Annotated in this window: 23 protein-coding genes; 8 read left to right on the top strand and 15 right to left on the bottom strand. The window is 72.2% G+C overall.

Features of this window, described 5'->3' with window-relative positions:
- Positions 1 to 79 precede the first annotated feature (79 nt).
- The 3 genes from ACFC96_RS01495 (at position 80) to ACFC96_RS01485 (ending at position 4,190) form a co-directional block, all read left to right on the top strand.
- Entirely contained in the window at positions 80 to 2,200 is a 2,121-nt protein-coding gene (locus ACFC96_RS01495) for a phage holin family protein (RefSeq protein ID WP_376609523.1), read from the top strand.
- Between the two features lie 85 nt (positions 2,201 to 2,285).
- A complete protein-coding gene (locus ACFC96_RS01490) occupies positions 2,286 to 3,671 on the top strand; it encodes an amino acid permease (RefSeq protein ID WP_376609521.1) in 1,386 nt (461 codons plus the stop codon).
- Between the two features lie 93 nt (positions 3,672 to 3,764).
- Positions 3,765 to 4,190, top strand: a complete 426-nt coding sequence (locus tag ACFC96_RS01485) for an OsmC family peroxiredoxin (RefSeq protein WP_376251516.1) — start codon at positions 3,765 to 3,767, stop codon at positions 4,188 to 4,190.
- Between the two features lie 110 nt (positions 4,191 to 4,300).
- Here ACFC96_RS01485 and ACFC96_RS01480 read toward each other — a convergent pair whose 3' ends face one another.
- Together ACFC96_RS01480 and ACFC96_RS01475 are read right to left on the bottom strand one after the other, a co-directional pair.
- Complete coding sequence (locus ACFC96_RS01480; protein ID WP_376609519.1) at positions 4,301 to 5,161, bottom strand: helix-turn-helix domain-containing protein; 861 nt, start codon at positions 5,159 to 5,161, stop codon at positions 4,301 to 4,303.
- Positions 5,162 to 5,321: 160 nt separating this feature from the next.
- The gene (locus ACFC96_RS01475; protein ID WP_376609517.1) at positions 5,322 to 6,134 is read right to left on the bottom strand and encodes a helix-turn-helix domain-containing protein; all 813 of its coding nucleotides are present in this window, start codon (positions 6,132 to 6,134) and stop codon (positions 5,322 to 5,324) included.
- A gap of 84 nt (positions 6,135 to 6,218) precedes the next feature.
- Here ACFC96_RS01475 and ACFC96_RS01470 point away from each other — a divergent pair, with 84 nt between their 5' ends.
- Positions 6,219 to 6,524, top strand: a complete 306-nt coding sequence (locus ACFC96_RS01470) for a 4a-hydroxytetrahydrobiopterin dehydratase (protein ID WP_340460537.1) — start codon at positions 6,219 to 6,221, stop codon at positions 6,522 to 6,524.
- A 6-nt stretch (positions 6,525 to 6,530) separates the two neighbouring features.
- Positions 6,531 to 7,244 carry a class I SAM-dependent methyltransferase gene (locus tag ACFC96_RS01465; protein ID WP_376609515.1) on the top strand — a complete coding sequence of 238 codons (714 nt, stop codon included), beginning with the start codon at positions 6,531 to 6,533 and terminating at the stop codon, positions 7,242 to 7,244.
- 35 nt (positions 7,245 to 7,279) lie between these two features.
- On the opposite strand, the gene ACFC96_RS01460 is transcribed toward ACFC96_RS01465, so the two are convergent.
- Positions 7,280 to 7,744 carry a hypothetical protein gene (locus ACFC96_RS01460; protein ID WP_340460540.1) on the bottom strand — a complete coding sequence of 155 codons (465 nt, stop codon included), beginning with the start codon at positions 7,742 to 7,744 and terminating at the stop codon, positions 7,280 to 7,282.
- A complete protein-coding gene (locus tag ACFC96_RS01455) occupies positions 7,744 to 8,220 on the bottom strand; it encodes a hypothetical protein (protein WP_376609513.1) in 477 nt (158 codons plus the stop codon). The genes ACFC96_RS01460 and ACFC96_RS01455 overlap by 1 nt, the downstream gene beginning before the upstream one ends.
- 39 nt (positions 8,221 to 8,259) lie before the next feature.
- On the opposite strand from ACFC96_RS01455, the gene ACFC96_RS01450 reads away from it, so the two are divergent.
- Positions 8,260 to 9,228, top strand: a complete 969-nt coding sequence (locus ACFC96_RS01450) for a helix-turn-helix transcriptional regulator (protein WP_376609511.1) — start codon at positions 8,260 to 8,262, stop codon at positions 9,226 to 9,228.
- A gap of 80 nt (positions 9,229 to 9,308) precedes the next feature.
- Here the strand turns inward: ACFC96_RS01450 and ACFC96_RS01445 are convergent, their stop codons facing one another.
- The 7 genes from ACFC96_RS01445 to ACFC96_RS01415 all read right to left on the bottom strand — a co-directional run bounded on the left by ACFC96_RS01445 (position 9,309) and on the right by ACFC96_RS01415 (position 18,699).
- Positions 9,309 to 10,181: an aldo/keto reductase gene (locus ACFC96_RS01445; protein WP_376609509.1), complete on the bottom strand. Its 873-nt coding sequence runs from the start codon at positions 10,179 to 10,181 to the stop codon at positions 9,309 to 9,311.
- Positions 10,182 to 10,249: 68 nt separating this feature from the next.
- Positions 10,250 to 11,035: an ABC transporter ATP-binding protein gene (locus ACFC96_RS01440; protein WP_376609508.1), complete on the bottom strand. Its 786-nt coding sequence runs from the start codon at positions 11,033 to 11,035 to the stop codon at positions 10,250 to 10,252.
- Entirely contained in the window at positions 11,032 to 13,755 is a 2,724-nt protein-coding gene (locus tag ACFC96_RS01435) for an ATP-binding cassette domain-containing protein (protein ID WP_376609506.1), read from the bottom strand. The genes ACFC96_RS01440 and ACFC96_RS01435 overlap by 4 nt, the downstream gene beginning before the upstream one ends.
- A 12-nt stretch (positions 13,756 to 13,767) precedes the next feature.
- Positions 13,768 to 15,024 carry an ABC transporter substrate-binding protein gene (locus tag ACFC96_RS01430; RefSeq protein WP_340459648.1) on the bottom strand — a complete coding sequence of 419 codons (1,257 nt, stop codon included), beginning with the start codon at positions 15,022 to 15,024 and terminating at the stop codon, positions 13,768 to 13,770.
- Between the two features lie 155 nt (positions 15,025 to 15,179).
- Positions 15,180 to 17,006, bottom strand: a complete 1,827-nt coding sequence (locus ACFC96_RS01425; RefSeq protein WP_376251534.1) for an AMP-dependent synthetase/ligase — start codon at positions 17,004 to 17,006, stop codon at positions 15,180 to 15,182.
- 203 nt (positions 17,007 to 17,209) lie between these two features.
- Positions 17,210 to 17,818 (bottom strand): hypothetical protein, encoded by a 609-nt coding sequence (locus ACFC96_RS01420; protein WP_376609504.1) that lies wholly within the window; start codon positions 17,816 to 17,818, stop codon positions 17,210 to 17,212.
- Positions 17,819 to 17,826: 8 nt separating this feature from the next.
- Positions 17,827 to 18,699 carry a LysR substrate-binding domain-containing protein gene (locus tag ACFC96_RS01415; protein WP_376251537.1) on the bottom strand — a complete coding sequence of 291 codons (873 nt, stop codon included), beginning with the start codon at positions 18,697 to 18,699 and terminating at the stop codon, positions 17,827 to 17,829.
- Between the two features lie 132 nt (positions 18,700 to 18,831).
- On the opposite strand from ACFC96_RS01415, the gene ACFC96_RS01410 reads away from it, so the two are divergent.
- Positions 18,832 to 19,875: a bile acid:sodium symporter family protein gene (locus ACFC96_RS01410; RefSeq protein WP_376251539.1), complete on the top strand. Its 1,044-nt coding sequence runs from the start codon at positions 18,832 to 18,834 to the stop codon at positions 19,873 to 19,875.
- Here the strand turns inward: ACFC96_RS01410 and ACFC96_RS01405 are convergent.
- From ACFC96_RS01405 to ACFC96_RS01395, 3 genes are all read right to left on the bottom strand, one after another.
- Entirely contained in the window at positions 19,808 to 21,061 is a 1,254-nt protein-coding gene (locus ACFC96_RS01405; RefSeq protein WP_376609502.1) for a hypothetical protein, read from the bottom strand. The two genes, ACFC96_RS01410 and ACFC96_RS01405, sit on opposite strands and share 68 nt — an antisense overlap.
- Before the next feature lie 10 nt (positions 21,062 to 21,071).
- A complete protein-coding gene (locus ACFC96_RS01400) occupies positions 21,072 to 22,973 on the bottom strand; it encodes an exo-alpha-sialidase (RefSeq protein ID WP_376609500.1) in 1,902 nt (633 codons plus the stop codon).
- A 135-nt stretch (positions 22,974 to 23,108) separates the two neighbouring features.
- A complete protein-coding gene (locus ACFC96_RS01395) occupies positions 23,109 to 24,032 on the bottom strand; it encodes a zinc-binding alcohol dehydrogenase family protein (RefSeq protein WP_376609498.1) in 924 nt (307 codons plus the stop codon).
- A gap of 94 nt (positions 24,033 to 24,126) precedes the next feature.
- Between ACFC96_RS01395 and ACFC96_RS01390 the strand changes: the two genes are divergently transcribed.
- Positions 24,127 to 24,573 carry a MarR family winged helix-turn-helix transcriptional regulator gene (locus tag ACFC96_RS01390; RefSeq protein ID WP_376251545.1) on the top strand — a complete coding sequence of 149 codons (447 nt, stop codon included), beginning with the start codon at positions 24,127 to 24,129 and terminating at the stop codon, positions 24,571 to 24,573.
- A gap of 99 nt (positions 24,574 to 24,672) precedes the next feature.
- On the opposite strand, the gene fdhD is transcribed toward ACFC96_RS01390, so the two are convergent.
- A complete protein-coding gene (gene fdhD, locus ACFC96_RS01385; RefSeq protein WP_376609496.1) occupies positions 24,673 to 25,551 on the bottom strand; it encodes a formate dehydrogenase accessory sulfurtransferase FdhD in 879 nt (292 codons plus the stop codon).
- Between the last annotated feature and the right edge of the window lie 4 nt (positions 25,552 to 25,555).

The following is a 25,555-nucleotide window of genomic DNA, read 5'->3' as shown; positions in this document are numbered from 1 at the left end:
CACGCTTGGCCCAGGGCCGACGAGACGGCGAGAGGGTGAGCGAGGCGTGGGCGAGGGGCGTTGGCGACGGTTCGCCGGCATGGGGTGGCGGTCGATCGCCGTGTGGGCGGTCAGCACCGTCACGATGCTCGTGCTCGCCGGGATCCTGCCGGACTTCCAGCTCCAGTCGGACAACGGCGACAGCGCCACCCGCATCGCCGTCACCGCCGCGCTCGGCGCGGGCGCCTTCGGCATCCTGTCCGCGCTGGTGTGGCCGCTCCTCGTGCGTGCCCTGCTCCTGGTGCCCGCGCTCGTCCTCGGCCTCGTCGTCTTCTTCCTCAACGGCGGCCTGCTGATCTTCGCCCTCGCCCTCGTCCCCGACGGCCGGGGCGAGGCCAACCCCGAGACCGCCGTCGTCGTCGCCGCCGTGATGTCCGCGGTCGCGTCCGCCACCGGGGGAGCCCTCGCCGTACGCGACGACGACGCCTACCGCCGCCGCCTGTACCGCCTCGCCGCCCGGCGCCGCCGCAGAGGGAGCGCCGGAGCGGGACCGTCCACCCCCGGCACGGTCTTCCTCCAGCTCGACGGTGTCGGCCACGGCGTCCTGCGCGACGCCGTGGACCGAGGCGTGATGCCCACCGTCGGCGCCTGGCTCGGCGCCGGCACCCACCGCCTCACCCCTTGGCGCACCGACTGGTCCAGCCAGACGGGCGCCAGCCAGCTCGGCATCCTGCACGGCAGCAACTTCGACGTGCCCGCCTTCCGCTGGTACGAGAAGGACACCCGCGAGATCCAGGTCTCCAACCGGCCCTCCAGCGCCGCCGAACTGCAGCGCCGTGCCATCGAGCACACCGGCGACGGCGGCCTCCTCACCCTGGACGGCGCCAGCCGCGGCAACCTCTTCAGCGGGGGCGCCGAACAGGTCGCCCTCGTGCTGTCGGTCGCGGCCCGCCGCGGCAAGGAGAACCGCTCACGGGCCGGCTACTTCGCGTACTTCAGCGACCCGGCGAACGCCGTGCGCACCGCCCTGTCCTTCGTCGCCGAGGTCGGTCGCGAGATCGGCCAGTCCACCCGGGCCCGCCTGACCCGGCAGCGCCCCCGCGTCGGCCGCGGCGGGCTCTACCCGTTCATCCGCGCCTTCGCGACCGTCGTGGAGCGGGACGTCGTCGTCGCCGCGGTCATCGGCGACATGCTCGCGGGCCGCAGCGCGGTCTACGCCGACCTCGTCGCGTACGACGAGGTCGCCCACCACTCCGGGCCCGTCAGCCGCGACGCCGAGAAGGTCCTCGCGCGCCTCGACCGCTCCCTCGCGCTGATCGCCAAGGTCGCCGAGCACGCCCCGCGCCCGTACCGGATCGTCGTCCTGTCCGATCACGGGCAGAGTCCCGGCGAGACGTTCCGCGCCCGCTACGGGCTGGGCCTCCAGGACCTCGTCCGGGCGGGCTGTGGCCTGCCCGTGCCGCGGCGTGCCCGGCGCACCCTTCCCCAAGCTCTCGGCTTCGCTCGAGCAGGGGAGACCCCAAACGGCGCCGAGGCCCGCTCCGCCGTCCGGGCCGCGCTGCGCAGGCCCGTCGAGGAGGGCGGCGAGAAGCACCGCCCGGCGTCGCGCCGCTCCGAGCCGATCGTGCTCGCCTCCGGAAACCTCGGCCTGGTCTCCTTCCCGGACGTGGCGCACCGCATGAGCAAGGAGGAGATCGACGCCCGCCACCCGGCGCTCCTGCCCACCCTCGCCAACCACCCCGGCATCGGCTTCCTGCTGGTGCGCAGCGAGGAGCACGGCGCCGTCGTCCTCGGGGCGCGCGGCGCCGAGATCCCCCTGGCCGACCTCGACGAGCGCCCGGGCCCCCTGGCCGACTTCGGCGCGCACGCCGCCGACGCGGTCCGCCGCACCGACTCGTTCCCGCACACCGCCGACATCATGGTGAACTCCTGGTACGACCCGGCCGAGGGCGAAGTGCTCGCCTTCGAGGAGCAGATCGGCTCCCACGGAGGGCTCGGCGGCGCCCAGGGCCACCCGTTCCTGCTGGCCCCGGAGGTCTTCTCGCCGCCGGTCGCGAAGGGCGCGGAGCTGGTGGGCGCCCAGCAGGTCCACCACGTGCTGCGCCGCTGGCTGCGCGAGGGCAGCGGTCCTCAGGTCCCGCTGGACGAATCCCGGCGCGAGCCCGCCCCCGACGCATCATTTACGGCCGCGACGGTCACTCCGCAGGACAATTCCGCCTGATTTTGCACGATGTGTGCCGGGGGCCGACCATGGGACGTCGCCCGGCGATCCCGGTCGGCGCCCGCACGAGAGAGGCGCACCACGCATGCCCCACACCGGAACCGTGACGAAGCCGGCTCCGGCCCCGCAGCACGAAGAGCTCCCCAGCAAGCACGCCCGCCGCTTCGGACTCCCCGTCGCCACCGCCCTGGTGATGGGCAACATCATCGGCGGCGGCATCTTCCTGCTCCCGGCCTCCGTCGCCCCCTTCGGCACCATCAGCCTCGTCGCGTTCGGTGTCCTCACCGTCGGAGCCATCGCGCTCGCGCTCGTCTTCGGCCGCCTCGCCCGCCGCCATCCGCAGACCGGCGGACCGTACGTCTACGCGCGCGAGGCGTTCGGCGACTTCGCCGGGTTCCTGGCCTCCTGGTCGTACTGGATCACCACCTGGGTGTCGAACGCGGCCCTCGCCGTCGCCGCCGTGGGCTACCTCGACGTGCTCCTGCCCCTCCACGGCTCCCGGTGGTGGACCATCGTCGCCGCGCTCACCGTCCAGTGGCTGCCCGCCCTCGCCAACCTCGCGGGCACCCGCTACGTCGGCGCGGTGCAGCTCGTGTCGACGGTCCTGAAGTTCGCGCCGCTGCTCCTCGTCGCCGTCGGCGGGCTGTTCTTCTTCCACGCCGACAACCTCGGACCGTTCCGGGCGAGCGGCGACTCCCCGCTCGGCGCCGTCTCCGCGTCCGCCGCGATCCTCCTCTTCAGCTACCTCGGCGTCGAGTCCGCCTCGGTCAGCGCCGGCGAGGTCCGCGACCCCGAGCGCAACGTGGGCCGCGCCACCGTCCTCGGCACGGGCCTCGCCGCCCTCCTCTACCTGCTGTGCACGGTCGCCGTCTTCGGGACCGTCGCCCACGACCGGCTCGTCGACTCCAGCGCGCCCCTGTCCGACGCCGTCAACGCCATGTTCGGCGGCACCTGGGGCGGCACCGCCGTGGCGATCGCGGCGATCGTCTCCATGCTCGGCGCCCTGAACGGCTGGACGCTGCTGAGCGCCCAGACCCCGTACGCCGCCGCCAAGGACGGCCTGTTCCCCGCGGTGTTCACCAAGAAGAAGCGCGGCACCCCGACCGTCGGCGTCCTCGTCGCCGTCGTCCTCGCCTCGCTCCTGACGGTCTACAACTACACGGCGGGCTCGGCCGGGGTCTTCGAGACCCTCGTCCTCGTCACCACGTTCACCGCGACCGTCCCCTACCTCCTCGCGACCGCGGCCCAGATCTACTTCCTGCTGTCCGGGCAGGGCCACCGCGTGAGCGGCCCGCGCCTGGCCCGCGACATGGTGCTCGCCCTCGCCGCGTTCGGATTCTCGATGTGGCTGGTCGGCGGCGCCGGATACGCGGCCGTCTACCAGGGCGTCCTGTTCCTGTTCGCCGGAGTCCTCGTCTACGCGTGGATGGCGGCCCGCAAGAAGCGCACCGCCGCGGACGCCACCGGCTGATCCGTTGCCCGTGGGCGTTGCGGCCATAAGAGGTCCGGGTGTGGTCGGATGGTGCCCAACGCCCCAACCGGCACCCGACTGAAGGGAATCACCGTGGCTACCACGCGCTCCGCGCACACCGTGTGGGAAGGCGATCTGCTCAAGGGGAGCGGCCTCGTCACCTTCGACTCGTCCGGCATCGGCCAGCAGGCCGTGTCCTGGCCCTCCCGCGCCGAGCAGGCCAACGGCAAGACCAGCCCGGAGGAGCTGATCGCCGCGGCGCACTCCAGCTGCTTCTCGATGGCCCTGTCCCACGGCCTGACGACCGGCGGCAACCCGCCCACCAAGCTCGTCACGTCCGCGGACGTCACGTTCCAGCCGGGTGAGGGCATCACCGGCATCCACCTCACGGTGGAGGGCTCGGTGCCCGGGCTCGACGAGGCCGGGTTCGCCGCGGCGGCCGAGGACGCCAAGAAGAACTGCCCGGTGAGCCAGGCGCTCACCGGCACCACGATCACTCTCACGGCGAAGCTCGTCTGAGGGCGCACGCGCAGCCTCCATGTGCCGCGGTCCCGCAGCCACGGGCCCGCGGCACTGCTGTCACCACGCGTCGGGGTCGCCACACACCGGCGGTCACCACGCGTCGTACGTCAGAGCGTGCCGCGCTTCTTGCGCAGCAGCTCCACCGTGCGTTCCGCGGACGCCGCCTGCGCCGCGATGTGGTCGAGCACCTCCAGATGGGTGCCCACCTCGGCCCGGCCGTCCAGATAGAGCGCGCCCGTGACGTACTCGCTGAAGACCATGTCCGGCAGCTCGCGAGCCGGGAACCGGAACAGCGTGAACGGGCCGAACGTCCCCGGGTGCGGGCCCGCCGCGAACTCGGCTATCTGGAGCGTCACTTGAGGCAGCTCGGCCGCCTCGATGAGCCGGTCGAGCTGGTTGCGCAGCACCTTGGGGCCGCCCGGGGGCCGGCTCAGCACCGTCTCGTCCATCACGACCCACAGATGAGGCGCGTCCTCACGGGTCAGCAGCGCCTGCCGGGCCATGCGCAGCGTCACATGGCGTTCGAGATCACCGGGCTGCGTGCGGCCCACGGTGCCCGCGTCCAGGACGGCCCGCGCGTACTCCTCCGTCTGCAGCAGCCCCGGTACGAAGTGCGGCTCGTACGACCTGATGAGCCCGGCCGCGCTCTCCAGGCTCACGTACAGGCTGAACCAGTCGGGCAGGATGTCGTGGAACCGCTGCCACCAGCCCGGCAGATTCGCCTCCTCGGCCAGCCCGACGAACGCCTCGGCCTCCTGCTCCGGCACCCCGTACAGCTCCAGGAGCATCTGTACGTACGGGATCTTGAGGGCGACCTCCGCGGTCTCCATACGGCGTATCGTCGCGCCGGTGACGCGCAGCGCGCGGGCGGCCTCGTCGCGGTTGAGTCCGGCCGACTCCCGCAGCTCCCGCAGGCGTCTGCCCAGTACCACTTGACCCACAGTCGGCGCGGGCCGCCGTTCACTCACGTCACGTCTCCCCACGTGCCGGGCGGCGAGCGGATTCGGGAGCCGGTGGCTCCCAGCCGCGGCACTGCGCGCACTGAACATGTGCGCGAGCCGCGTGAACGGTACCAGTGCGACCAGTGGCCTGCCCACTGCCGCGTGGACGCCGGTACAAGGTCCCCGACTACGGCGCGAGCGACCGCAGATACTTCACCGTCGCCGGGTCGGCGGGCAGAAACGTCTCGATCGCCAGCTCGGCCACCGTCACGTCCATCGGGGTGTTGAACGTCGAGATCGACGACACGAACGACAGGACCTGCCCGCCGTGCTCGATCACCATCGGCAGCGCGAAGTACGGCACCGCCTCGCCGCCCTCCCCGTGGTCGTCCCCGGCCCTGTCCGCCACCGGATACGCCTTGACCTCGTCGTAGACCGCGCGCAGTGCCTCCGAACGGTCCAGCGCGATCTGGCGCTCCATCTGCGCCAGGAGATGCCCCCGCCACTCGCGCAGGTTCCGGATCCGCGGCGCGAGGCCCTCCGGGTGCAGGGTGAGCCGCATCGCGTTGAGCGGCGGGGTCAGCAGCGACTCGGGAATCCCCTCCATCAGCATCGCGATGCCCCGATTGGCGGCGATCACCGTGTATGTCGCGTCGACGACCAGCGCCGGATACGGCTCGTAGCCGTGCAGGAGCCGCTCCAGGCCCTCCCGCAGCGCCCCCATCGACGGGTCGTCGAGCGGGGTCTCCGCGAACCGCGGCGCGTAACCCGCCGCGAGCAGCAGCGCGTTGCGCTCCCGCACCGGCACGTCCAGATGCTCCGCGAGCCGCAGGACCAGCTCCTCGCTCGGCCGTGACCTGCCCGTCTCCACGAAGCTGAGATGCCGGGCGGACGAATCGGCGCGCAGGGCCAGCTCCAGCTGGCTCACCCGCCGCCGTTCCCGCCACTCCCTCAGCAGAGGACCGATTCCGGACCGGCGAGCACGCGGGGCAGTCGACATGCCACGACCGTAGCCGAGGGGCGCGCGGCACCACCCCTGTGGGACGCTGGAACTCCTCGCACATCACAGGGAAAGGACCTGGTCATGCCCTTGGAGCCGCTGTCCCAGAAGGAGATCGAGGACCGTCTCGCCGAGCTGCCCGGTTGGAGCGTGGCCGGCGACAGTCTCACCCGCACCTTCCGCCTGGCCAACCACTTCGCGGCCACGGCCCTCGTCGTGCACATCGCGCAGATCCAGGACGAGCTCGACCACCACTCCGACCTCACCCTCGGCTACAACACGGTCGACCTGTCCGTGAACACCCACAGCGTGGGCGGCGTCCTCACTCATCTCGACTTCGGCCTCGCCCGGCGCGTCCAGGAGATCGCGGCCGGCCACGGCGTGAGCTGAGCGCCGGTGCTGGACTACGACAAGGAAGCCGCGGTCTACGACGAGACCCGCGGCGGCATACCCCGTGCCCGGTCCGCCGCCGAGGCGGTGCTCCGCCTCGTACCGCCCACCGCCCGCATCCTCCTCGACCTGGCCTGCGGCACCGGGCTCGTCACCATGCGGCTGACCAGGCCGGGCCTGCGCGCCGTCGGCGTCGATCTCGCCCCGGGCATGCTGCGCGCCGCGGCGCCCCGCCTCGACGGCGCCGCCGTCCGCGGCGACAGCCGGCAACTCCCGTTCCGCAGCGCCTCCGTGGACGTCGTGACCGTGATCTGGCTGCTGCATCTGCTGCCCGATGCCCGCCCGGTCATCGCCGAGGCCGCCCGCGTCCTGCGGCCCGGCGGCGTCCTGGTGACCACCGTGGACAAGGCCGCCGCCCACGACGTGGGCAGCGACATCGACACCCTCGTGGCCCCCTACCGCGGCCGCCTCGCCTCCGACGCGGCCGCACGGGTCGCCGCCCACGCCGCCGGCCACGGACTGCTGCCGAGCGGCGAGGCCCGTTTCCCCGGACACGGCCAGGGCCGCGCCCCCGGACGCCTCGCCGACGACGTGCGGCGCGGCAGGGTCTACGCGGCCGGGGGCGCCGCGCTCGCCGACCGTCTCGCGGCGCTCCCCGACCCCGAAGTCAGGCGCCCCGACCCGCAGTTCACCGTGCACGCCTTCACACGGCACACCTGACGCGAGATCAGTGCGCCGCCTCCACCGGCGACGGGTCAGCGGTGACGGGTGAACGTCATCGTCCAGTTCGACAGCCACGTGTCGCCGCCGTCCACCGAGAAGAACTGCTCCCAGTGCGCCGTCGTCGCCGAGATCCCCGACCACACGAACCGCACCCGGACGTCCTTGCCGTCATGCGTGTCGTCGCCCTCGAAGACGCCCCGCCCGTCCTCGTCGAAGTGACCGATGACCGGCGGGAACAGGACGCCCGTACGGCTGGACGACCAGTTCAGCGACCACGTTCCGGCCGCACGGTCGAAGAGCCGCAGCGTGAGCCCCTTGAAGCCTTCCGTGGGGCAGTCCATCTCGTCGATGTTCGCCGCCCCGTCGAACAGGCTCCAGCAGCGGTTCGTCGCGGCGAACTCCTCCCAGTCGCTGTCCGCATCGAGGAAGTCCAGGCGCCTGCGGTGGGCGACATCCCAGTCGCCGAAGAAGAAGTCGAAGTCGTGCGCGGTGCTCATCAGCGGTCTCCCGTGGTGCCGTCGGTGAGTGAATCGGCCAGATATCCGTCGAGGTCGGGGGTGTCCGGGGCCAGCATGTGCCGCACCCACGCGTCGCGTTCGTGCAGCACCGGCGGCAGCTCCCACACGCAGCCGATCCACGGCGGGTCGAGGAGCACGAACCGGGTCGGATCACTGTCGGGACAGCCGATCACCGGCTGCCCCGCGACCGCGCCCCGAAAGTGCAGGACGTTGTCCCACACCCAGCTGTACGCGTTGATGTACGCCCCGTCGTCACCGCCGCGGTGCAGCACGACGAACGTGGCCGCAGGCGTCCCGTCCGGCTCCGGAAGCAGCTCCGGCAGCATCGCGTACGCCGCCTTCTCCACCTCCGGCGCGATCCCCGCCGGATCCGCGCTCACGTGATAGCGCTTGACGCGCCGGCCCGCCACCTCGACGGGCGGCAGCGCCCACAACAGTTTCTCCTCGAAAGCCATGGCTGGAAGGTACGGCCGCTTCGCTGACATCCTGTGTCAGTGAAGTCCAGCCGACTGGTGTCCGTCCTGCTGCTGCTCCAGACGCGCGGCAGAATGACCGCCGCCCAGCTCGCCGCCGCCCTCGACGTGTCCGTACGCACCGTGTACCGCGACATCGACGCCCTGCACGCGGCCGGCGTACCGCTCTACGGCGACGCCGGGCACGCCGGCGGCTACCAGCTCGTCGACGGCTACCGCACCCGCCTCACCGGCCTCACGACCGACGAGGCCGAGGCCCTCTTCCTCGCCGGAGCACCGGGGCCCGCCGCCGAACTCGGCCTCGGCCCCGTGCTCGCCGCCGCCCAGCTCAAGGTGCGGGCCTCGCTCCCCGCCGCGCTGCGGGCCCACTCCGAACGCATCAGCGCGCGCTTCCACCTCGACGCCCCCGGCTGGTACGCCGACGAGGACGACGTCCCCCACCTCCCGGCCGTCGCCACCGCCGTCTGGAACAGCCGCGTCCTGCACGTCCGCTACCGCCGCTGGCGCGCCCCCACCGACGTCGAACGCCGCCTCGAACCGTACGGACTCGTACTCAAGGCGGGCCGCTGGTACGTGATCGCCTCCGCCGGAACCGGAGACGTCCGCACCTACCGCGTCGACCAGATCCTCCAACTCGACATCGGTGAGGAGGAGTTCGAGCGGCCTGCCGACTTCGATCTCGCGGCGTACTGGCGCGCCTGCCAGGACGACTTCCACGGCCGACTGCACAGCGGCGAAGCCGTCGTACGACTCGCGCCCGGCGCCGCCGACCGGTTGCCCGGCCCCGCGCTGCGCGAAGCGGCCCGCACCACCGCCCGCCCGGAACCCGACGGCTGGACCCGAGCGGTCGTTCCCATCGAGTCCGTCGACCACGCCCACGACACGTTCCTGCGGCTCGGCGCCGGTATCGAGGTTCTGGAACCCGCTGAGCTGCGCCGGCGCATCCGGGTCACGGCCGAAGCGCTCGCCGACCTCTACGGCCGGGCTTGACGCCCCGCGCCCCCCACACACACACGTGTGCCCCGCCTCCGGACGGAGACGGGGCACACGAAGCCGTAGGCGTGAAGCGGTCAGGCCACGTCGAACGTCGCCGGGTCGGGACCCAGGCGACGGTCCTCGTTGAGCGCGCTGATCGCCGCGATGTCCTCGATGTCCAGCTCGAAGTCGAACACGTCGATGTTCTCCACGATCCGCGACGGCGTCACGGACTTGGGGATCACCACGTTGCCGAGCTGGACGTGCCAGCGCAGCACGACCTGAGCCGGCGTGCGCCCGTGCTTCTGGGCGATGGCGACGATCGCAGGCACCTCGAGAAGGCCCTTGCCCTGGCCCAGCGGCGACCAGGCCTCCGTGGCGATGCCCTGCTCCGCGTGGAACTCGCGCGCGGCGCGCTGCTGGAGGTGCGGGTGCAGCTCGATCTGGTTGACCGCCGGGATGATCGACGTCTCGCCGAGGAGGCGCTCCAGGTGCTCCGGAAGGAAGTTGGAGACACCGATGGCCTTGGCCCGGCCGTCCGCGTAGATCTTCTCGAGGGCCTTGTACGTGTCGACGTAGCTGTCCTTCGAGGGCAGCGGCCAGTGGATCAGGTACAGATCGAGATAGTCGAGACCCAGCTTGTCGAGGGAGGCGTCGAAGGCGCGCAGCGTCGCGTCGTAGCCCTGGTCGGCGTTCCACAGCTTCGTGGTGACGAAGAGCTTCTCGCGGGCGATGCCGGAGGCGGCGACGGCCTTGCCGGTGCCCTCCTCGTTGCCGTAGATCGCGGCGGTGTCGATGCTGCGGTACCCGGCCTCCAGGGCCGTCGCGACAGCCTTCTCGGCCTCGGCGTCCGGCACCTGCCAGACGCCGAAACCGAGCTGGGGCATCTCGACGCCGTTGTTCAGGATGATCGGGGGGACCTTGCTCACGAGCTCTCGATCCTTCGCGTTGTCGGTTGGTACTCCCATCGTCAACGATCACGGGCCGGTACGCATTCCCGTTCACGGCGTGTTCACAGCGGCGCCCCGGACCCCGCTCACCCGGCCGAACCGAGATAGGCGTCCCGCACGGCCGAGTCGGCGCGAACCGCCGCCGGGGTCCCCTCGGCCAGCACGGTCCCGAGGTCGAGCACGACCACGCGGGAGCAGAGCTCCATGACGAAGGCGACGTTGTGCTCGACGAGGAGCACGGCGCAGCCCTGTTGGTCCGACAGATGACGGATGACGGATTTCAGCTGACAGATTTCATCATCTGTCATTCCGGACGCGGGCTCGTCGAGCAGCACCACCCGTGCCCCCTCCACCCCCGCCCGGGCCAGTTCGACCATGCGTGCCCGGCCCACGGGCAACGCCCCCGCGTACTCCCCGGCCAGCGCGTCGAGGCCGCACGCGCGCAGCATCGACGACGCCCGCTCGCGACGGCGCCGTTCGTACGTCCGTCTGGTCGGCGCCGCCAGCAGGTCGGCGGCGAGTCCGCCCCCGCCGCCCCGCCACTCCTGCGCCACCAGCAGGTTGTCCGCGACCGTGAGCTGGCCGAAGAGCTGCTGGCGCTGGAACGTGCGGCGTATCCCGTGGCGGGCCCGCCACACGGGGGAGCGGCGCGTGATGTCCTCGCCGTCCAGAAGGACGCGGCCCTCGTCGGGGCGCCGGATCCCGGAGACGACGTCGAAGAACGTGGTCTTGCCCGCGCCGTTCGGGCCGATGAGGCCGCACACCTCGCCGGCGCGCAGCGTCACGCCGGCCCCGTCGAGCGCGCGGATCCCGCCGAACCGGACGCCGACTCCGGCCGCTTCGAGCACGGGTCCGCCAGTGGGTTCGCTCATGGCCGCACCGCCCCTTCCTCCGCCGTGTCCTGCGCCGTGCCCGGTCCGCTCGCGGCGAGCCCCAGGTAGGCCTCGGTGAGCCGGTCGGCCCGCACCTCGGCGCGCGGGCCGCACCACGAGACGCGCCCCCGGTCGAGATACGCGACGGTGTCGGCGACGCCGAGGATCTCGGTGGCCTTCTCCTCGACGAGGAGCAGCCCCGTTCCGGCGTCGCGGAGTTCGGTGAGCAGCCGGAACACGTCCTCGACGATGCGCGGCGCGAGACCGAGGGACGGCTCGTCGGCGATGAGGACCCGGGGTGGCTCCTGGAGGAGCGGGGCGAGGGCGAGCAGTTGCTGCTCACCGCCGGAGAGCGCGCCCGCGGTCACGTCGCGGCGGGCGGCGAGCCCGGCGAAGCGCTCGTACACGGCATCGCGCGCGTGCTTGTCGGCGAGGTGCAGGGTGAGGTTCTCCTCGATGGTGAGGGCGGGGAAGATGCCGCGCCCTTCGGGGGCGAGGAGTACGCCGGTCCGCGCCCGGCGGACGGGGCCCTCGCGTGTGACGTCCCGCCCGGCGACGTACACCTGCCCCCGCAGGGGTGTGAGGAGTCCGGCGGCGGTACGGCACGTCGTGGACTTCCCGGCGCCGTTGGGGCCGAGGAGGGCGACGATCTCGCCGGGGTGGACGGCGATGCCGACCCCGTGCAGGACAGGGGCGCCGTCGTATCCGGCGTGCAGGCCGCGCAGTTCGAGGGCGGGCGGGGTGCCGCTGTCGGGGGCGGGTGCCGGGGCCGGGCCCGTCGCTTCGGAGACGGAGACTCCCGTCGCCGTCCTCGTACTCTTGCGCCGGTGCCGTCGTACGGAGATCGCCGCGCAGTACCCGTCCGGGTCGTTGGCGAGTGCGAGGCCCGCCAGGCCGAACAGGACGACCGGAAGATGGACGGAGTCCGTGACGTAGTCCGCGACGAGGTGCGGCACGATCGCGTAGACGAGGCCCGCGACGACCGCGAACTGCGGGCGCCGTACCCCTGCCGCGACGACCACCGCGAGCCAGATCAGGCCCGTCATCGCGGTGAAGTCGGTGGCGGTGATGCGGGTGTTGTACGACGCGTACATCACGCCGCCGAAGCCCGCGAGGCCGGCCGAGAGGGTGAAGAGGAGCAGTTTGGTACGGATCACGGAGACGCCGGAGGCCATCGCCGCGGCGGGCGCCGAGCGCACGGCGAGCATCGCGCGGCCCGAGGGGGAGTTGCGCAGCGCGCCGAGGGCGGCCACGGCGGCCGCGCACAGGACGACCATCGCGACCCCCATCGCCCGGTCGTCGCTCAGGTCGACGGGGCCGAAGACGGGGCGCGGGATCTCCCAGCCGGTGTCGCCGTTCCTCAGCCAGCCCATCTGGAAGAGGACTTGGTCGGCGAGGAACGCCAGGGCGAGTGTGGCGAGGGCCAGGGTGCGGCCGCCCAGGCGCAGCGCGGGCAGCGCGACGAGCGCCCCGAGGACGGCCGCGACACAGGTGCCCACGAGCGCCGCCGCGATGAACGGCCAGCCGTGGCTCATCAGGAGCCCGGCCACGAGCGCCGCGCCGGTGACGAAGGTGGCCTGCGCGAGGGACACCATCGCGCCGAGCCCCGTCACGACGGTGAACGAGACGAAGACGAGCGAGAGGGCGAGGCCCTGGGCGAGGATGCCGCTCCAGAACGGGGTCGTCACCGTGTAGAAGGCGGCTGCGAGCAGCACGGCGGCCACCGCCCACGGCCCCCACTTCCGTGCCCAGGAGCGGCCCGCGAGGTAGTCGACGGGCGGTGCGTCGGCGGCGGCCGTCCCCGCCGTGCGCCGGCGCCGGGTGAGCAGCAGCAGTCCGGCGAAGAGGATCAGGAACGGGACGGCGGTGCGGAAGCCCGTGATGCGTTCGGCGAAGGACGAGTAGCCGGCGACGAGGTTCTGCAGGACGCCGAGGCCGAGTCCGCCCGCGAAGGCGAGGGGTACGGAGGCGAAGCGCCCGAGGACCGCGGCGGTCGCCGACACGAACAGGAACAGCGTGAAGTCGTGCGCGGACAGGCCGAGCAGCGGGGTCGCGAGGACGCCGGCGAGGCCCGCGAGCCCGGACGACAGCATCCACGCCACGGTGGAGAGCCGGTCGGCGCTCATGCCGCGCAGTTCGACGAGTGAGCGGTTGTCGACGGCTGCCCGCAGGCGCAGGCCGAGCGTGGTGTGCCGCATCAGGATCCACAGGCCGAGCGCGACCGCGGCGGTCGTCACCCAGGTGATCAGCTGGTCGGAGTCGATGCCGACGCCGTCCATCGGCTGCCAGTTCTTCGCGGGGCTCGGGCCCACGCCCGGCAGCCCGAACTGGTTCTCGGCGGGCTTGACGGACACGCCCGCGTCGTCGAGCAGTTCCACCACCCACAGGCCGAGCGCGGGCAGCGCGACGAGGAGACCGATCGTCGCGACGATCTGCGCGGTCTCGCCGACGCGTGCCAGCTTGCGGAACATCAGCCGGTCAAGTCCCCATCCCAGCAGGGGAGATGCGACACAGACGAGGAGGAGCGCGGTCGGTACGGCGGGCCAGCCGAGACCGGAGTGCAGTTCGTAGAAGGCGAGCGCGCACAGGTAGGCGGTGGCGCCGTGGGCGAAGTTGAAGAGGCCGGAGGCGGAGTAGGACAGGACGAGGCCGGTGGCGAGGAGCGCGTACAGCGCACCGGACACGAGCCCGCTCAGCACGAAGGCCAGCAGGTCGGACATGCGGGGCGCCCCCTACTTGAACGGGATGGGCTCGTAGCACTTGAAGGGTGACGAGACGTGGTACGCCCCGTTCTTGAGCTGGACGAGGGCGCCGCAGCCGAACGACTCCTTCTGCCCCTTGGGCAGGGCGCGGTCGCCGACCATCGTGCCGGTGTCGGAGAACCCGTTCGCGGCCTTCTGGAAGGAGGCGACGGTGAGGTCCCGGCCGGCCTTCTGCGCGATGGAGAGGAACAGGTCGGCGGACATGTAGCCGGTCATCATGTGCATGTTGAGCGGCACGTCCTTCCCGCCCGACGCCTTCTTGATGTCCGCCTTGAACTGCCTCATCGCCGCCGAGCGCGTCTCGAAGGGCTCGAAGGTCAGCAGGATGTGCACGCCGTCGAGCGCCTCCTTCGTCGCGCTCTTGGCGAGCAGCCCCGGGTCGTAGTCGGTCGGGTCGGTGAGGACACCGCGGTACCCGGAGCGCTTGACGGCGGTGAACAGGCCGATGTTGTACGGGGTCTGCATGACGGAGACGACGATGTCGGGCGCCTTGCCGCCGTCGCTGCGCAGGATCTCCTTCGTGTACGCGGACCAGTCGCTCGGCACCGAGGTCGCGGGCACGGACGACTTGGCGAAGGTGACCTTGTATCCGGCGGACGCGAAGCTCTGCCTGTAGGTGCGGATGGCGAAGGTGCCCGCGTCGTTGTCGTTGGCGAGGATGGCGACGGTCTTCCCCTGGGCGCCGTGCGTGACCTGCTTGAGGCCCTCGGGCCAGGTCTGCGAGATGGTGCCGCCGGGCATCGGGACCATGCAGCCGCCGAAGCCGTAGATGTAGGTGGGTCCGCAGAAGGACGGGATCGTGCCCCAGCCGAACGTGGGGACCTTCTGCTTCTGCAGGAAGTCGGCCCCGGAGAAGGTCACCGAACTCATCGGCGAGATCGCGAACACCTTGTCCTGCTGGACGAGTTTGCGGGCCGCGGCGAGATTCTTGGCCGGGTCCTGGCCGTCGTCCTCCGCGCCCAGGTAGTCGATCTTCCTGCCGTTGATCCCGCCCTCGGCGTTGGCGCGGGCGAAGCGGGCCCTCGCGCCGAGGTCGGTGTCCTTCTTGCTGTAGCCGCTGGCGGTCGTCATGGAGACGATGCCGCCGACCTTGATGGCGTCGTCCGTCACTCCGCGTACCGGACTTCCCTTGCTGTCCGGGGAGTTGCCGGTCGCCGCGGAGTTGCATGCGGTGGCGAGCAGCAGTGCCGCCACAGTGGCGGTGATGGCGCGGACAGATCGCGACACGATGGGCCCCCTCCGTCGGGTGAGGGTGATTCTGTGTGCGACCTGATGAACCGTCAATAACTGACGCATCGGTAATTGATGAACCGTCAGAAACGGTTCACGGCCGGGTCAGGGGCTCGTGTCGGGGTTACCGTCGGGAACGTACCGGCGCGCGATCAGCCCCGGTACAGCGCCTCGACCTCCTCCGCGTACGCCGTCTCGATCGCCTTCCGCTTCAGCTTCAGGGACGGCGTGAGCAGCCCGTGCTCCTCGGTGAACTGGTAGGCCAGTATCCGGAACGTACGGATCGACTCGGCCTGCGAGACCAGGGTGTTCGCCGCCACGACGGCCCTGCGCACCTCGGTCTCCAGGTCCGGGTCGTGGACCAGCTGGGCGGGCTTCAGCGAGGGCTTGCCCCGCATGTTCAGCCAGTGCTCGACGGCCTCGGCCTCCAGCGTCACGAGCGCGGCGATGTACGGGCGGTCGTTGCCGACGACGATGCACTGGGCGACCAGCGGATGGTCGCGCACCCGCTCCTCCAGCTGCTGCGGCGAGACGCTCTTGCCGCCGGAGGTCACGAGGATCTCCTTCTTGCGGCCGGTGATCGTCAGGTAGCCGTCGTCGTCGAGCGCGCCGAGGTCGCCGGTGGCCAGCCAGCCGTCGTGCAGGGTGGAGTCGGTGGCCTTCGGGTCGTTGAGGTACCCCTGGAACACATTGGCGCCGTACAGCCAGACCTCGCCGTCGTCGGCGATGTGGACCGTGGTGCCGGGGATGGCCTGGCCGACCGTGCCGTAGCGGGTCTGCTCCGGCGGGTTCGCGGTGGCCGCGGCCGTGGACTCGGTGAGCCCGTACCCCTCGTAGATCGTGACGCCGGCGCCCGCGAAGAACAGGCCCAGGCGGCGGTCCATGCCCGAGCCGCCCGACATCGCGTGCCGCACGCGGCCGCCCATCGCCTCGCGGACCTTGGAGTAGACGAGCTTGTCGAAGATCGAGTGCTGCATGCGCAGCGAAGCGGACGGTCCGGGTCCGGTGCCGAACGCCTTGGCCTCCTGCGCGTCCGCGTACTTCACGGCGCACTCGACGGCCTTGTCGAACGGACCCGACTTGCCGTCCTTCTCGGCCTTGCGGCGAGCCGCGTTGAAGACCTTCTCGAAGATGTACGGCACGGCGAGGATGAACGTCGGGCGGAACGACTGCAGGTCCGGCAGCAGAGCCGCCGCGTTGAGCTGCGGCTGGTGGCCGAGCTTCACGCCGCCGCGGATCGTGGCGATCTGCACCATGCGCCCGAAGACGTGCGCGAGCGGCAGGAACAGCAGGGTCGAGGCCTCGTCGCCGCGCTTGGAGTGGAACACCGGCTCCCAGCGGCTGACCATCGTGTCCGACTCGAACATGAAGTTCGCGTGGCTGATGACGCAGCCCTTGGGGCGGCCCGTGGTGCCCGAGGTGTAGATGATCGTGGCGATGGAGTCGGGGGTGACGGCGCGCCGGTGGCGGTGCACCACCTCGTCGTCGATGTGGGCACCGGCCTCGATGAGACGGGGCACGGGATCGGCGTCCAGCTGCCACATCCGGCTGAGAGTGGGCAGCCGGTCGATGACGGTGGCGATCGTCATCGCGTGGTCCTCGTGCTCCACCATCGCGGCCGACACCTGCGCGTCGTGCAGGGTCCAGAAGACCTGCTCCGCGGACGCCGTCGGGTAGATCGGCACGACCTGCGCGCCGATCGTCCACAGCGCGAAGTCGAAGAGGGTCCACTCGTAGCGGGTCCTCGACATGATCGCGACGCGGTCGCCGAAGCGGACGCCCTGCGCGAGCAGTCCCTTGGCGAGCCCGAGCACTTCGTCACGGAATTCGGCGGCAGTCACGTCGTACCAGCGGCCCGCATCGTCCTTGCGGCCCAGCGCGACGCGCAGCGGATCCTCCAGGGCATGGTCGAACACGGCGTCGGCCAGGCCGCCCACCGGCGGCGCCGACGCCAGAGGGGGGTTGGTGAACTCGCGCAATGTTGCTCCTTGTGGCGCTCCGCACAGCGCCGGTGACGGTACCCCACCCCGCGCCCCGGCGGGAGGGGTCCAAATGGGCCGGAGCGCGCGGAATATGCACTGGTCAGCCGGTGAAATACGGCCACAAGGGGAAGGGCGGGACAGAATTCTTACGGTTCAGTAAGTTTCGGTGGCGCAATCTCCACGGAATCTGTACGGAGCGCTTACCGGGGGTCCGCTGCGGGGTTTTTGGGCGGACTGGTCGCTTCCGATTTCTCCACGGACGGTCCACGACCTTCCCGGGCGGCCGCGGCGGCGGTCGCTCCCCGTGGGTGGTGAGCGGTCGGCGGCGCCCTCACCAGCGCGAGGAGCAGCACCTCCGCGGCGAGCGCCGCGCAGCCCGCGACCACGGAGGCCGCGTCGAGCCCCGGCGTGAAGGCCGCCCGCAGCGCGTGCTCCGGGACCACTCCGTTGAGGGCCCTCGTCCCGCAGCCCGCGAGCGTGCGCGCGGCGCCGTGCGGCAGTGGGTGCTGCGTCGTCGACGTGGGTGTCGACGTCAGTGCGGTGCCGAGGGCGGTCACCGCGAGCGCGTGGCCGGGCTGCGGGAACGTGTTCACCGCGCCGCCCGCCATGCCCCCGCGCTCCGGCTCCACCGCGGCGCCCGCGATCCCCGGCGCCTGGTCGCCACCGTCGTGCCCCGGGACGCCGCCGGCCCCCACGCGTACCTCAGCGGCGAGCTCGGCCGGTCCCAAGGCGGCCGGCGCGTGGAGGCGTCGCCGTTCCTGCGGAGGGGCGAGCGGCTGACGTACCAGCCGCCCGTCGACCGGCTGCACCGCTCCCGCTAGCGGCTGCGGTGCAGCCGGTCGCCCCCGTCGAGGATCGCCTGGGCCAGCGCCTGCGCAGCGGCGTCGCCCTGAGCGCTGGCGTGCCGCGGCCCGTGCAGCAGGACGAAGTCCACCTCGCCCAGCTCCGGCAGCCCGGCCCGCTCCGGTACGCGGACCAGGCCGGGCGGGATCAGGCCGCGCGCGTGCGCCATCACGCCGAGGCCCGCCCTGGCCGCCGCGATCAGGCCGTTGAGGCTGCCGCTGGTACAGGCCACGCGCCAGGCGCGGCCGTGCCGCTCCAGGGCTTCGAGGGCCAGGGCCCGTGAGATGCCCGGCGGCGGATACACGATGAGGGGCACCGGACGGTCCGGGTCCAGGCGCAGCCGCTCCGCGCCGATCCACACCAGCCGGTCGTGCCACACGGACTCGCCGCGCGGGTCCTCGGGCCGCCGCTTGGCGAGGACCAGGTCGAGCTTGCCCGCGTCGAGCTGTTCGTGCAGCGTCCCGGACAGTTCGACCGTCAGCTCCAGGTCCACCTCGGGGTGGTCGTGCCGGAACGCCTCCAGGATCTCGGTGAGCCGCGTGAGGACGAAGTCCTCCGAGGCCCCGAAGCGCAGCCGTCCCCGCAGCCGCGTGCCGGTGAAGAACGCCGACGCCTGTTCGTGCACCTCCAGGATCCGGCGCGCGAAGCCGAGCATCGCCTCACCGTCCTCTGTGAGCTCGACGGTGTGCGTGTCCCGCGTGAACAGGGTCCGCCCCGTGGCGTCCTCCAGGCGCCGCACGTGCTGGCTGACCGTGGACTGGCGCAGGCCGAGGCGGCGGGCCGCCTGTGTGAAGCTCAGGGTCTGGGCCACGGCGAGGAACGTGCGCAGCTGCGAGGGGTCGTACATGGCCCCGACCCTACCCGCGCCCATCGCGGAACGTGATGACAGTCAGTGCGGTATGCCGGATTCCCGATCGCGGTGATCAGGAGGACGATGGAGAGGGCACGACCTGAACCGACAGCAAGGAACATGGAACCCGTGAAACGCCTGACTTGGCCGTCCTGGATGCCGGTCGACCCCTACATCCTGGCGCTCATAGGGACGGTGGGCCTCGCGGCGCTCCTTCCCGCGCGCGGTGGTGCGGCCGATGTCGCGTCCGGTGCCTCGACCACCGCCGTCGCGTTCCTCTTCTTCCTCTACGGGGCGCGCCTGTCGACCCGCGAGGCCCTCGACGGGCTCAGGCACTGGCGGCTCCATGTGACCGTCCTCGCCGCCACGTTCGTCGTCTTCCCGCTCCTCGGCCTCGCGGCCCGCGGCCTCGTCCCCGTGGTCCTCACGCCGTCCCTCTACGACGGTCTGCTCTTCCTCACCCTCGTACCCTCGACGATCCAGTCGTCGATCGCCTTCACCTCCATGGCCCGAGGCAACGTGCCCGCCGCGATCTGCGCGGGCTCCTTCTCCTCGCTGGCCGGCATCGTCGTCACGCCGCTGCTCGCGGCGGGCCTGCTCGGCAACAGCGGCGGCGGGTTCTCCGCGGACTCCCTCGTCAAGATCGTTCTGCAGCTGCTCGTGCCGTTCCTCGCCGGGCAGTTCCTGCGCCGCTGGGTCGGCTCCTTCATCGCGCGGCACAAGAAGATCCTGGGCTATGTCGACCGCGGCTCGATCCTGCTCGTCGTCTACACCGCGTTCAGCGAGGGCATGGTCCAGGGCATCTGGCACCAGGTCAGCGCGGTGCGCCTGGGCGGGCTCCTCGTCGTCGAGGCGGTGCTGCTCGCCGTCATGCTGGCTGTCACCTGGTACGGCGGCAAGGCGCTCGGCTTCGGGCGTGAGGACCGCATCGCGATCCAGTTCGCCGGGTCGAAGAAGTCCCTGGCGGCCGGACTGCCCATGGCGAGCGTCCTGTTCGGGGCGCACGCCTCCCTCGCCGTGCTGCCGCTGATGCTGTTCCACCAGATGCAGCTGATGGTGTGCGCCGTGATCGCCAAGCGCCGGGCGCTCGACCCCCTGGAACAGGTCAGCGCGAGGCAGGAGCGAGCCGCACAGCCACGAACCGCGGCCGGTACAGCGACACGTTCGCGCTGACCTGCGCCTGCGCGGTGGCGGGCGTCGCGTCCAGCCAGTTGACGTCGTAGCTGAGCAGCACGCGCCCGTCACCACCGCCGAGCGCGGGGTGCGCCTGCGGGTTGTACGCGGCCGTGCCCTGCCGGAGCGCCCCGTCCCGCGGCAGCGGTGCCTCGAAGCCCTTCGCGGGGCCGTGCCAGGGCCCGGTCGGGGTACAGGCCCAGTAGGAGGTGACGCGGGTCAGGCCCGCGGTGCCGGAGGCCATCGTGAACAGGACGTACGTACCGCCGTCGCGCACGACGGTGAACGCGCTGCCGACCCCGCGCCGTTCACCGTCGCCGAGGACCGGCCGTGGCCGTGGAGCGCCTGTCCAGCGCGAGCCGTCCCAGTAGCGCCACGCCCCCGGCTCGGCGAGCCGGCCGAGCGGCACCCGGACGACATAGGCGTGGCGCGTGGCCCCCTGACCGTCGTCACCGCCGAACACGTACGTCCAGCCGCCCCGCTCGACGGCCGTCGTGCCGAACAGGACGCGCCGCGCCGGGTCCGGCACGCCCCGCTGGTCGAGGACCGTGGCGACGCTCTCGACGCGCAGGCCGGGCAGCGACAGCGTGGCGACCTCGGTGGCGGCGGGCACGCCGTAGATCCAGGTGCCCGTCCCCGTCGTGCGGGTCCACAGCAGGACGCGGACGACCCGCTCGGCGGAGCCGGGGGAGCGGGGCTCGACGCGGGCCGCGACGGGCCAGCGCCACTGCTGCGGCGCCGGGTCGGGGAACAGGGGTGCGGGCAGTGTGCGTTCCGGCGTGCCCGAACGGTCCGTCAGCACGGCCGAGTTGCGCACGAACGGCGCCGAGAGGTCCCGCCAGGCATGGGGCCGGCCCGCCGGATCGGGCGGCGCGTGCACCTGCCCGAGATAGGTGTCGGAGAACAGCCACAGGACCCGCCCGTCCGGGAGCCGCACGGAGTGCGTGCCGTCGCCGCCCGTCCAGTCGTCGCCCCGCGACGCGTCGTCGCCGTAGCGGGCGAACGCGTCCGTGAGGCCGGGGTCGGCGGACCACGAGGCGATGCTGCGCGCCGCGCACGGGCGACCGCCCTCCCGGTCCTCGCCCGGGAGGGCGGTCAGCAGGGCGGCGGCGCACACCAGGGCCAGCAGCAGGCCGAGACCCGCTCCCGCGCTCCTGCGGCGCGCCGCCTCCGTGTCCGCGGGCACCTTTCGGACGCTAGTGGCCGCCGCGCACGCGGTCCATGGGCAGCCACAGGACGGTGTCCGGGGTCACAGTGGTGAGCGGGGTGCCGAGCTCCGCGTCGCTCAACGCCCGGTCCTGGACGCGGACTTCGTCGATCGCGCCGGTGAAGTGCGCCCGGCTGTCCATCCGTTCGCCCACGTGCACGCCGAACGGCGAGTTGCGGCTGACCGAGCCCGGCACGTCGGGCGTGGCGACCGACGTCCCGTCGACGGTGAGTGTCAGCCGACCTCCGCCGCGCCGCAGTACGGCGTGGTGCCACTGGCCGTCGTTGTACGCGGTGGCGGTGCGCACCGAGGCCGTTCGCGGGGCCGCGGCTCCGTCCCGCGTGGTGATCAGGCCCGTGACGCGGTTGCTCGCGGGCTCGGCGCGCAGCCACACCTGCGGCTGCGTGGTGCCGATGCCGCCCATCCACAGCAGGGGCTGCTCACCGGTCGTGGCGGAGTAGCGGAACCACAGCGACGCGGTGAAGTCCTTCGTGCCGAGCGGCAGCCGGTCGCTGTAAGGGAGCCTTACGGCGTCGTCCCTGCCGTCGAAGGAGAGCGCCCCGCCGAAGCGGCCGGCGGTCGGGGAGGCGCCGCCGAGCACGGCCGCGTCCCGCGCGTCGTGGGCCCGGTCCTGCGTCGTCGGGTCGGCGCCGCGGCGCGGCGCCGGCCAGTCCTCGGTGAAGCGCGCGAAGCGGATCTCGTCGCGGGCGTCGACCGCGCCGCCCTCGTACATGAGGCCCACCCGGTCACGGGTCGCCTGCACGAGGTCCGAGTAGCCGGACCAGTCGGTCGTCACCACGGTCGAGCGGTCGAAGCTGTCCCAGGTGCGCCCGCCGTCGTACGAGGAGCGGACGGTCATGGTCCGGCGCCGGTCGGGATCGCCGGGGCAGGCCAGCAGGAGCCGGTTGCCGGTGCGCAGGACCGAACCCTGCACCTGCGGGGTGTAGAGGTCGGGGATCGCCGTGAAGCGCCGCGTGAACGAGTCGCCGCCGTCCCCGCTCCAGGTGTGCGTGCGGTGACCGAGGTCGGTGCCGTCCTGCTCGCGCCCCGACACGTACAGGGTGCCGCCGGGCAGTTCGGCGACGGTCATCTCGGACGGCTTCTGCCGGAAGGTGCCGTCGTCCGCGATCGGCCAGGAGTCCTTCGCGCCGACCCGCCAGTGCCTGCCGCCGTCGTCGCTGACCATGAGCGCGGCGTGGTTCGCGGTGACGCGGCTGCCGTTCCAGGTCTCGGCGTTGACGGTGAAGACGAGCCGGCCGCGGTGGCGCCCCTGGGTGAGCTGGATGCCGTGCACGGGTCCCGTCGCGTACCAGGAGTTCCAGTCCTTCGGCAGGATCTCGTCGCTCAGGTCGCGCGGTGCCGACCAGGTGCGGCCGTCGTCGTCGCTGTACTGGAGGTGCGGAGTGCGGTCGCACGGAACGTCGCAGTTCTTGCCGTCCGTGCGGCCGGTGTTGTACGTCTCCGCGAGCAGGATGCGGCCCGTCCTGAGGTCGACCACGGGTGCGGGGTTGCCGTGGGTGTCACCGGCGCCCTCGTTGACGACCTGGAGCGGGCTCCAGGTGCGGCCGCCGTCCTCGGACCGCTTGACCACGATGTCTATGTCGCCCGCGTCGGAACAGTCGTTCGTCCGCCCCTCGGCGAAGGCGAGCAGCGTCCCCTGCTTCGTCTTCACGACGGCGGGAATGCGGTAGCAGGCGTACCCGGGATCCTGGGAAGCCTTGAAGAGGACCTGTTGCTCGAACGACGGCTGCGTCGCGGCCGTCCGGGCCGCCGGCGCCGCGCCGGCCGGTTGGGCGGCCTGCGCGGGCAGGGCGGCTCCCGCGGCCACCGCGAGCAGCGTGACGACGGATGTGCCCAGGGATCTCAGACGTACGCGGAGGCTTGACGGCATGGTGCGGCCACCCTTCAACGGCTCGTGTCAAGACTGATGTCACGGCTCATGCGTCTGGACATCCAGACATCCCACGTCCAATGTCCGGGTCACAGACGCTACTTGGGACGCTCGGCACGCCACAAGAACCGTGCATCAGGGGATCAGGACGACCTTGCCGAGATTGACGCGCCCCTCGATGGCCTCGTGGGCCCGTGCCGCGTCCTCCAGGGCGAACTCCGCGTGCACCACGGGCCGCAGAGCCCCCTCGAAGAACAGCCGCCACAGCTCTTTGCGCCACCGTTCGTAGGTCTCGGGCTTCCCCCGAGCGATGAGCGCCATCTGGAAACCGATGACGGACTTGGCGCCCACGAGCAGGTCGTACGCCTCGACGGTGCCGCCGCCCGAGCTGTACGCGACGAGGCGCCCGTGCGGGGCCAGCGCCTTCAGGCCCGGTGTCAGCAGCTCGCCGCCCACCGCGTCCAGGACGTAGTCGACCGGATCGCCCCAGGTCTCGTCGTCGTAGATCACCACGTCGTCCGCGCCGAGTCCGCGTACGAACTCCGCCTTGCCGGGACCCGACACCGCGCCCGTGACCCGGCAGGCCCCGCTCGACGCCGCGAGCTGCAGGGCCAGATGGCCGACACCGCTCGCCGCCGCCGTGACGAGCGCCGCCTCGCCCGGCTCGGGGCGTGCGGCCTGCAACGCTCCGTACGCCACGAGCCCGCTGCGGACCAGGGCCACCGCGTCGGTGGCGCGCGCGCCGTCCGGCACCGGTGACGCCATGGCGACGTGCAGGAGCGCGTAGTCGGCGTATCCGTGCCCGAAGACGAGGCCGGTGACGCGGTCGCCGGGGGCGTACTCCGTCACGCCGGGGCCCACGGCCGCCACTTCACCGGCGACCTCGCCGCCCAGCGCGATGGGTTCCCGCGGCTCTCGGACCTTGCGGACGACGGGCAGCGTGACACCGATCGCCTCGGTGTGGACGAGGAGTTCACCGGGACCCGGCTCGGGGACGGGTGTGTCTTCCAGGAACAGGACGTCGGGGCCGCCGCTGTGTTCGTACCGGATGCGCCGCATCGGCACACCGCCTTCCCGGGCGTGGAGTCGTTGGGGGCGCCAACGATACGCAGATTCATTGGGAAGTCCAACGGTTATTGGCTAAGCTGCCCCCATGTCCGAGAACCGGCCCGCCCTGGGCGCCATCCGCACCCTCCCCAGCTGGCGCCTCGGCCGCGCCGCGGAGCGCGGGCGCGGCCTCGTCGCCGACGCGCTCGCCCGCGAGGGCCTGAAGATGTGGCACCACGTGGTCCTGTGCGCCGTGACGGACCTGCAACCCGTGGCCCAGGCCGACCTGGTGCGCAGCGTCTCGCTCGACCCCAAGGACATGGTCGGCGTCCTGAACGACCTCCAGGACGCGGGACTCGTCGTCCGCGCCCCCGACCCGAAGGACCGCCGGAAGAACGCCGTCACGGTCACGGACCGGGGCACCGCGACGCTACGGCGGTGCGCCGCGGCCGCCGAGGACGCCAACGCCGCGCTCCTGGCGCCGCTTTCGGCGAAGGAGCGTGCCGCGTTCCTGGACATGCTGGAGCGGGTGTCCGGCGAGCCGGGGAGGTAGGAAAGAGGGGTGCCGGGGCGTCGGCGCGTGGGGCCCGGCCGGCGCAGGGGGCGCTCCCCGCCGGATCCGGGCCCCGTCGCCGTGCCGCGGGGAATCCGGTCAGCCCTGGGCGGCCGCGGCCCGCAGGGCGATGCGGTGTTCTCCCGCGTACACGTTCATGTTGGGCCCCCGCAGGAAGCCGACCAGCGTGAGGCCGGTCTCGACGGCCAGGTCGACCGCGAGCGACGACGGCGCGGACACGGCCGCGAGGACCGGGATGCCCGCCATCACCGCCTTCTGCGCGAGCTCGAAGGAAGCGCGGCCCGAGACGAGCAGGATCGCGCGGGACAGGGGAAGCGCGCCGCTCTGGAGGGCGCGCCCGACGAGCTTGTCCACCGCGTTGTGCCGGCCCACGTCCTCGCGGATGTCGAGCAGTTGCCCGGCCTCCGAGAACAGCGCCGCGGCGTGCAGACCCCCGGTCCGGTCGAAGACCCGCTGGGCCTCGCGCAGCCGGTGGGGGAGGCTCGCCAGGAGCGAGGGCCCGATCCGGACCGGGGGAGTGTCGTCGATGGCGAACCGCGTCGTCGTACGGACGGCGTCCAGGCTCGCCTTCCCGCACAGGCCGCACGACGACGTCGTGTACACGTTGCGTTCGAGCGTGATGTCGGGGAGCACCACACCGGGAGCGGTGCGCACGTCCACGACGTTGTACGTATTCGACCCTTCCCCAGCGCCTGAAGGGCCTGGGGGGACCCCCAGCGTGGCCCCCGCGCAGTACACGATGCTCTGCAGTTCCTCCGTCGCGCCGAGGACGCCCTCGCTGACCAGGAACCCCGCCGCGAGCGCGAAGTCGTCGCCCGGGGTGCGCATCGTGATGGCGAGGGGCTTGCCGTTCAGCCGGATCTCCAGCGGCTCCTCGGCGACGAGCGTGTCGGGCCTGCTCGAGACCTGCTCGTCCCGGATGCGGAGCACCTTGCGTCGTTCCGTGACGCGTCCCATGTGT

It is taken from the genome of Streptomyces sp. NPDC055955 (genome assembly GCF_042270245.1).
Classification (GTDB): domain Bacteria; phylum Actinomycetota; class Actinomycetes; order Streptomycetales; family Streptomycetaceae; genus Streptomyces.
The sequence above is the reverse complement of the archived record's forward strand: the minus strand, read 5'-3'. Positions and strand labels throughout refer to the sequence as shown.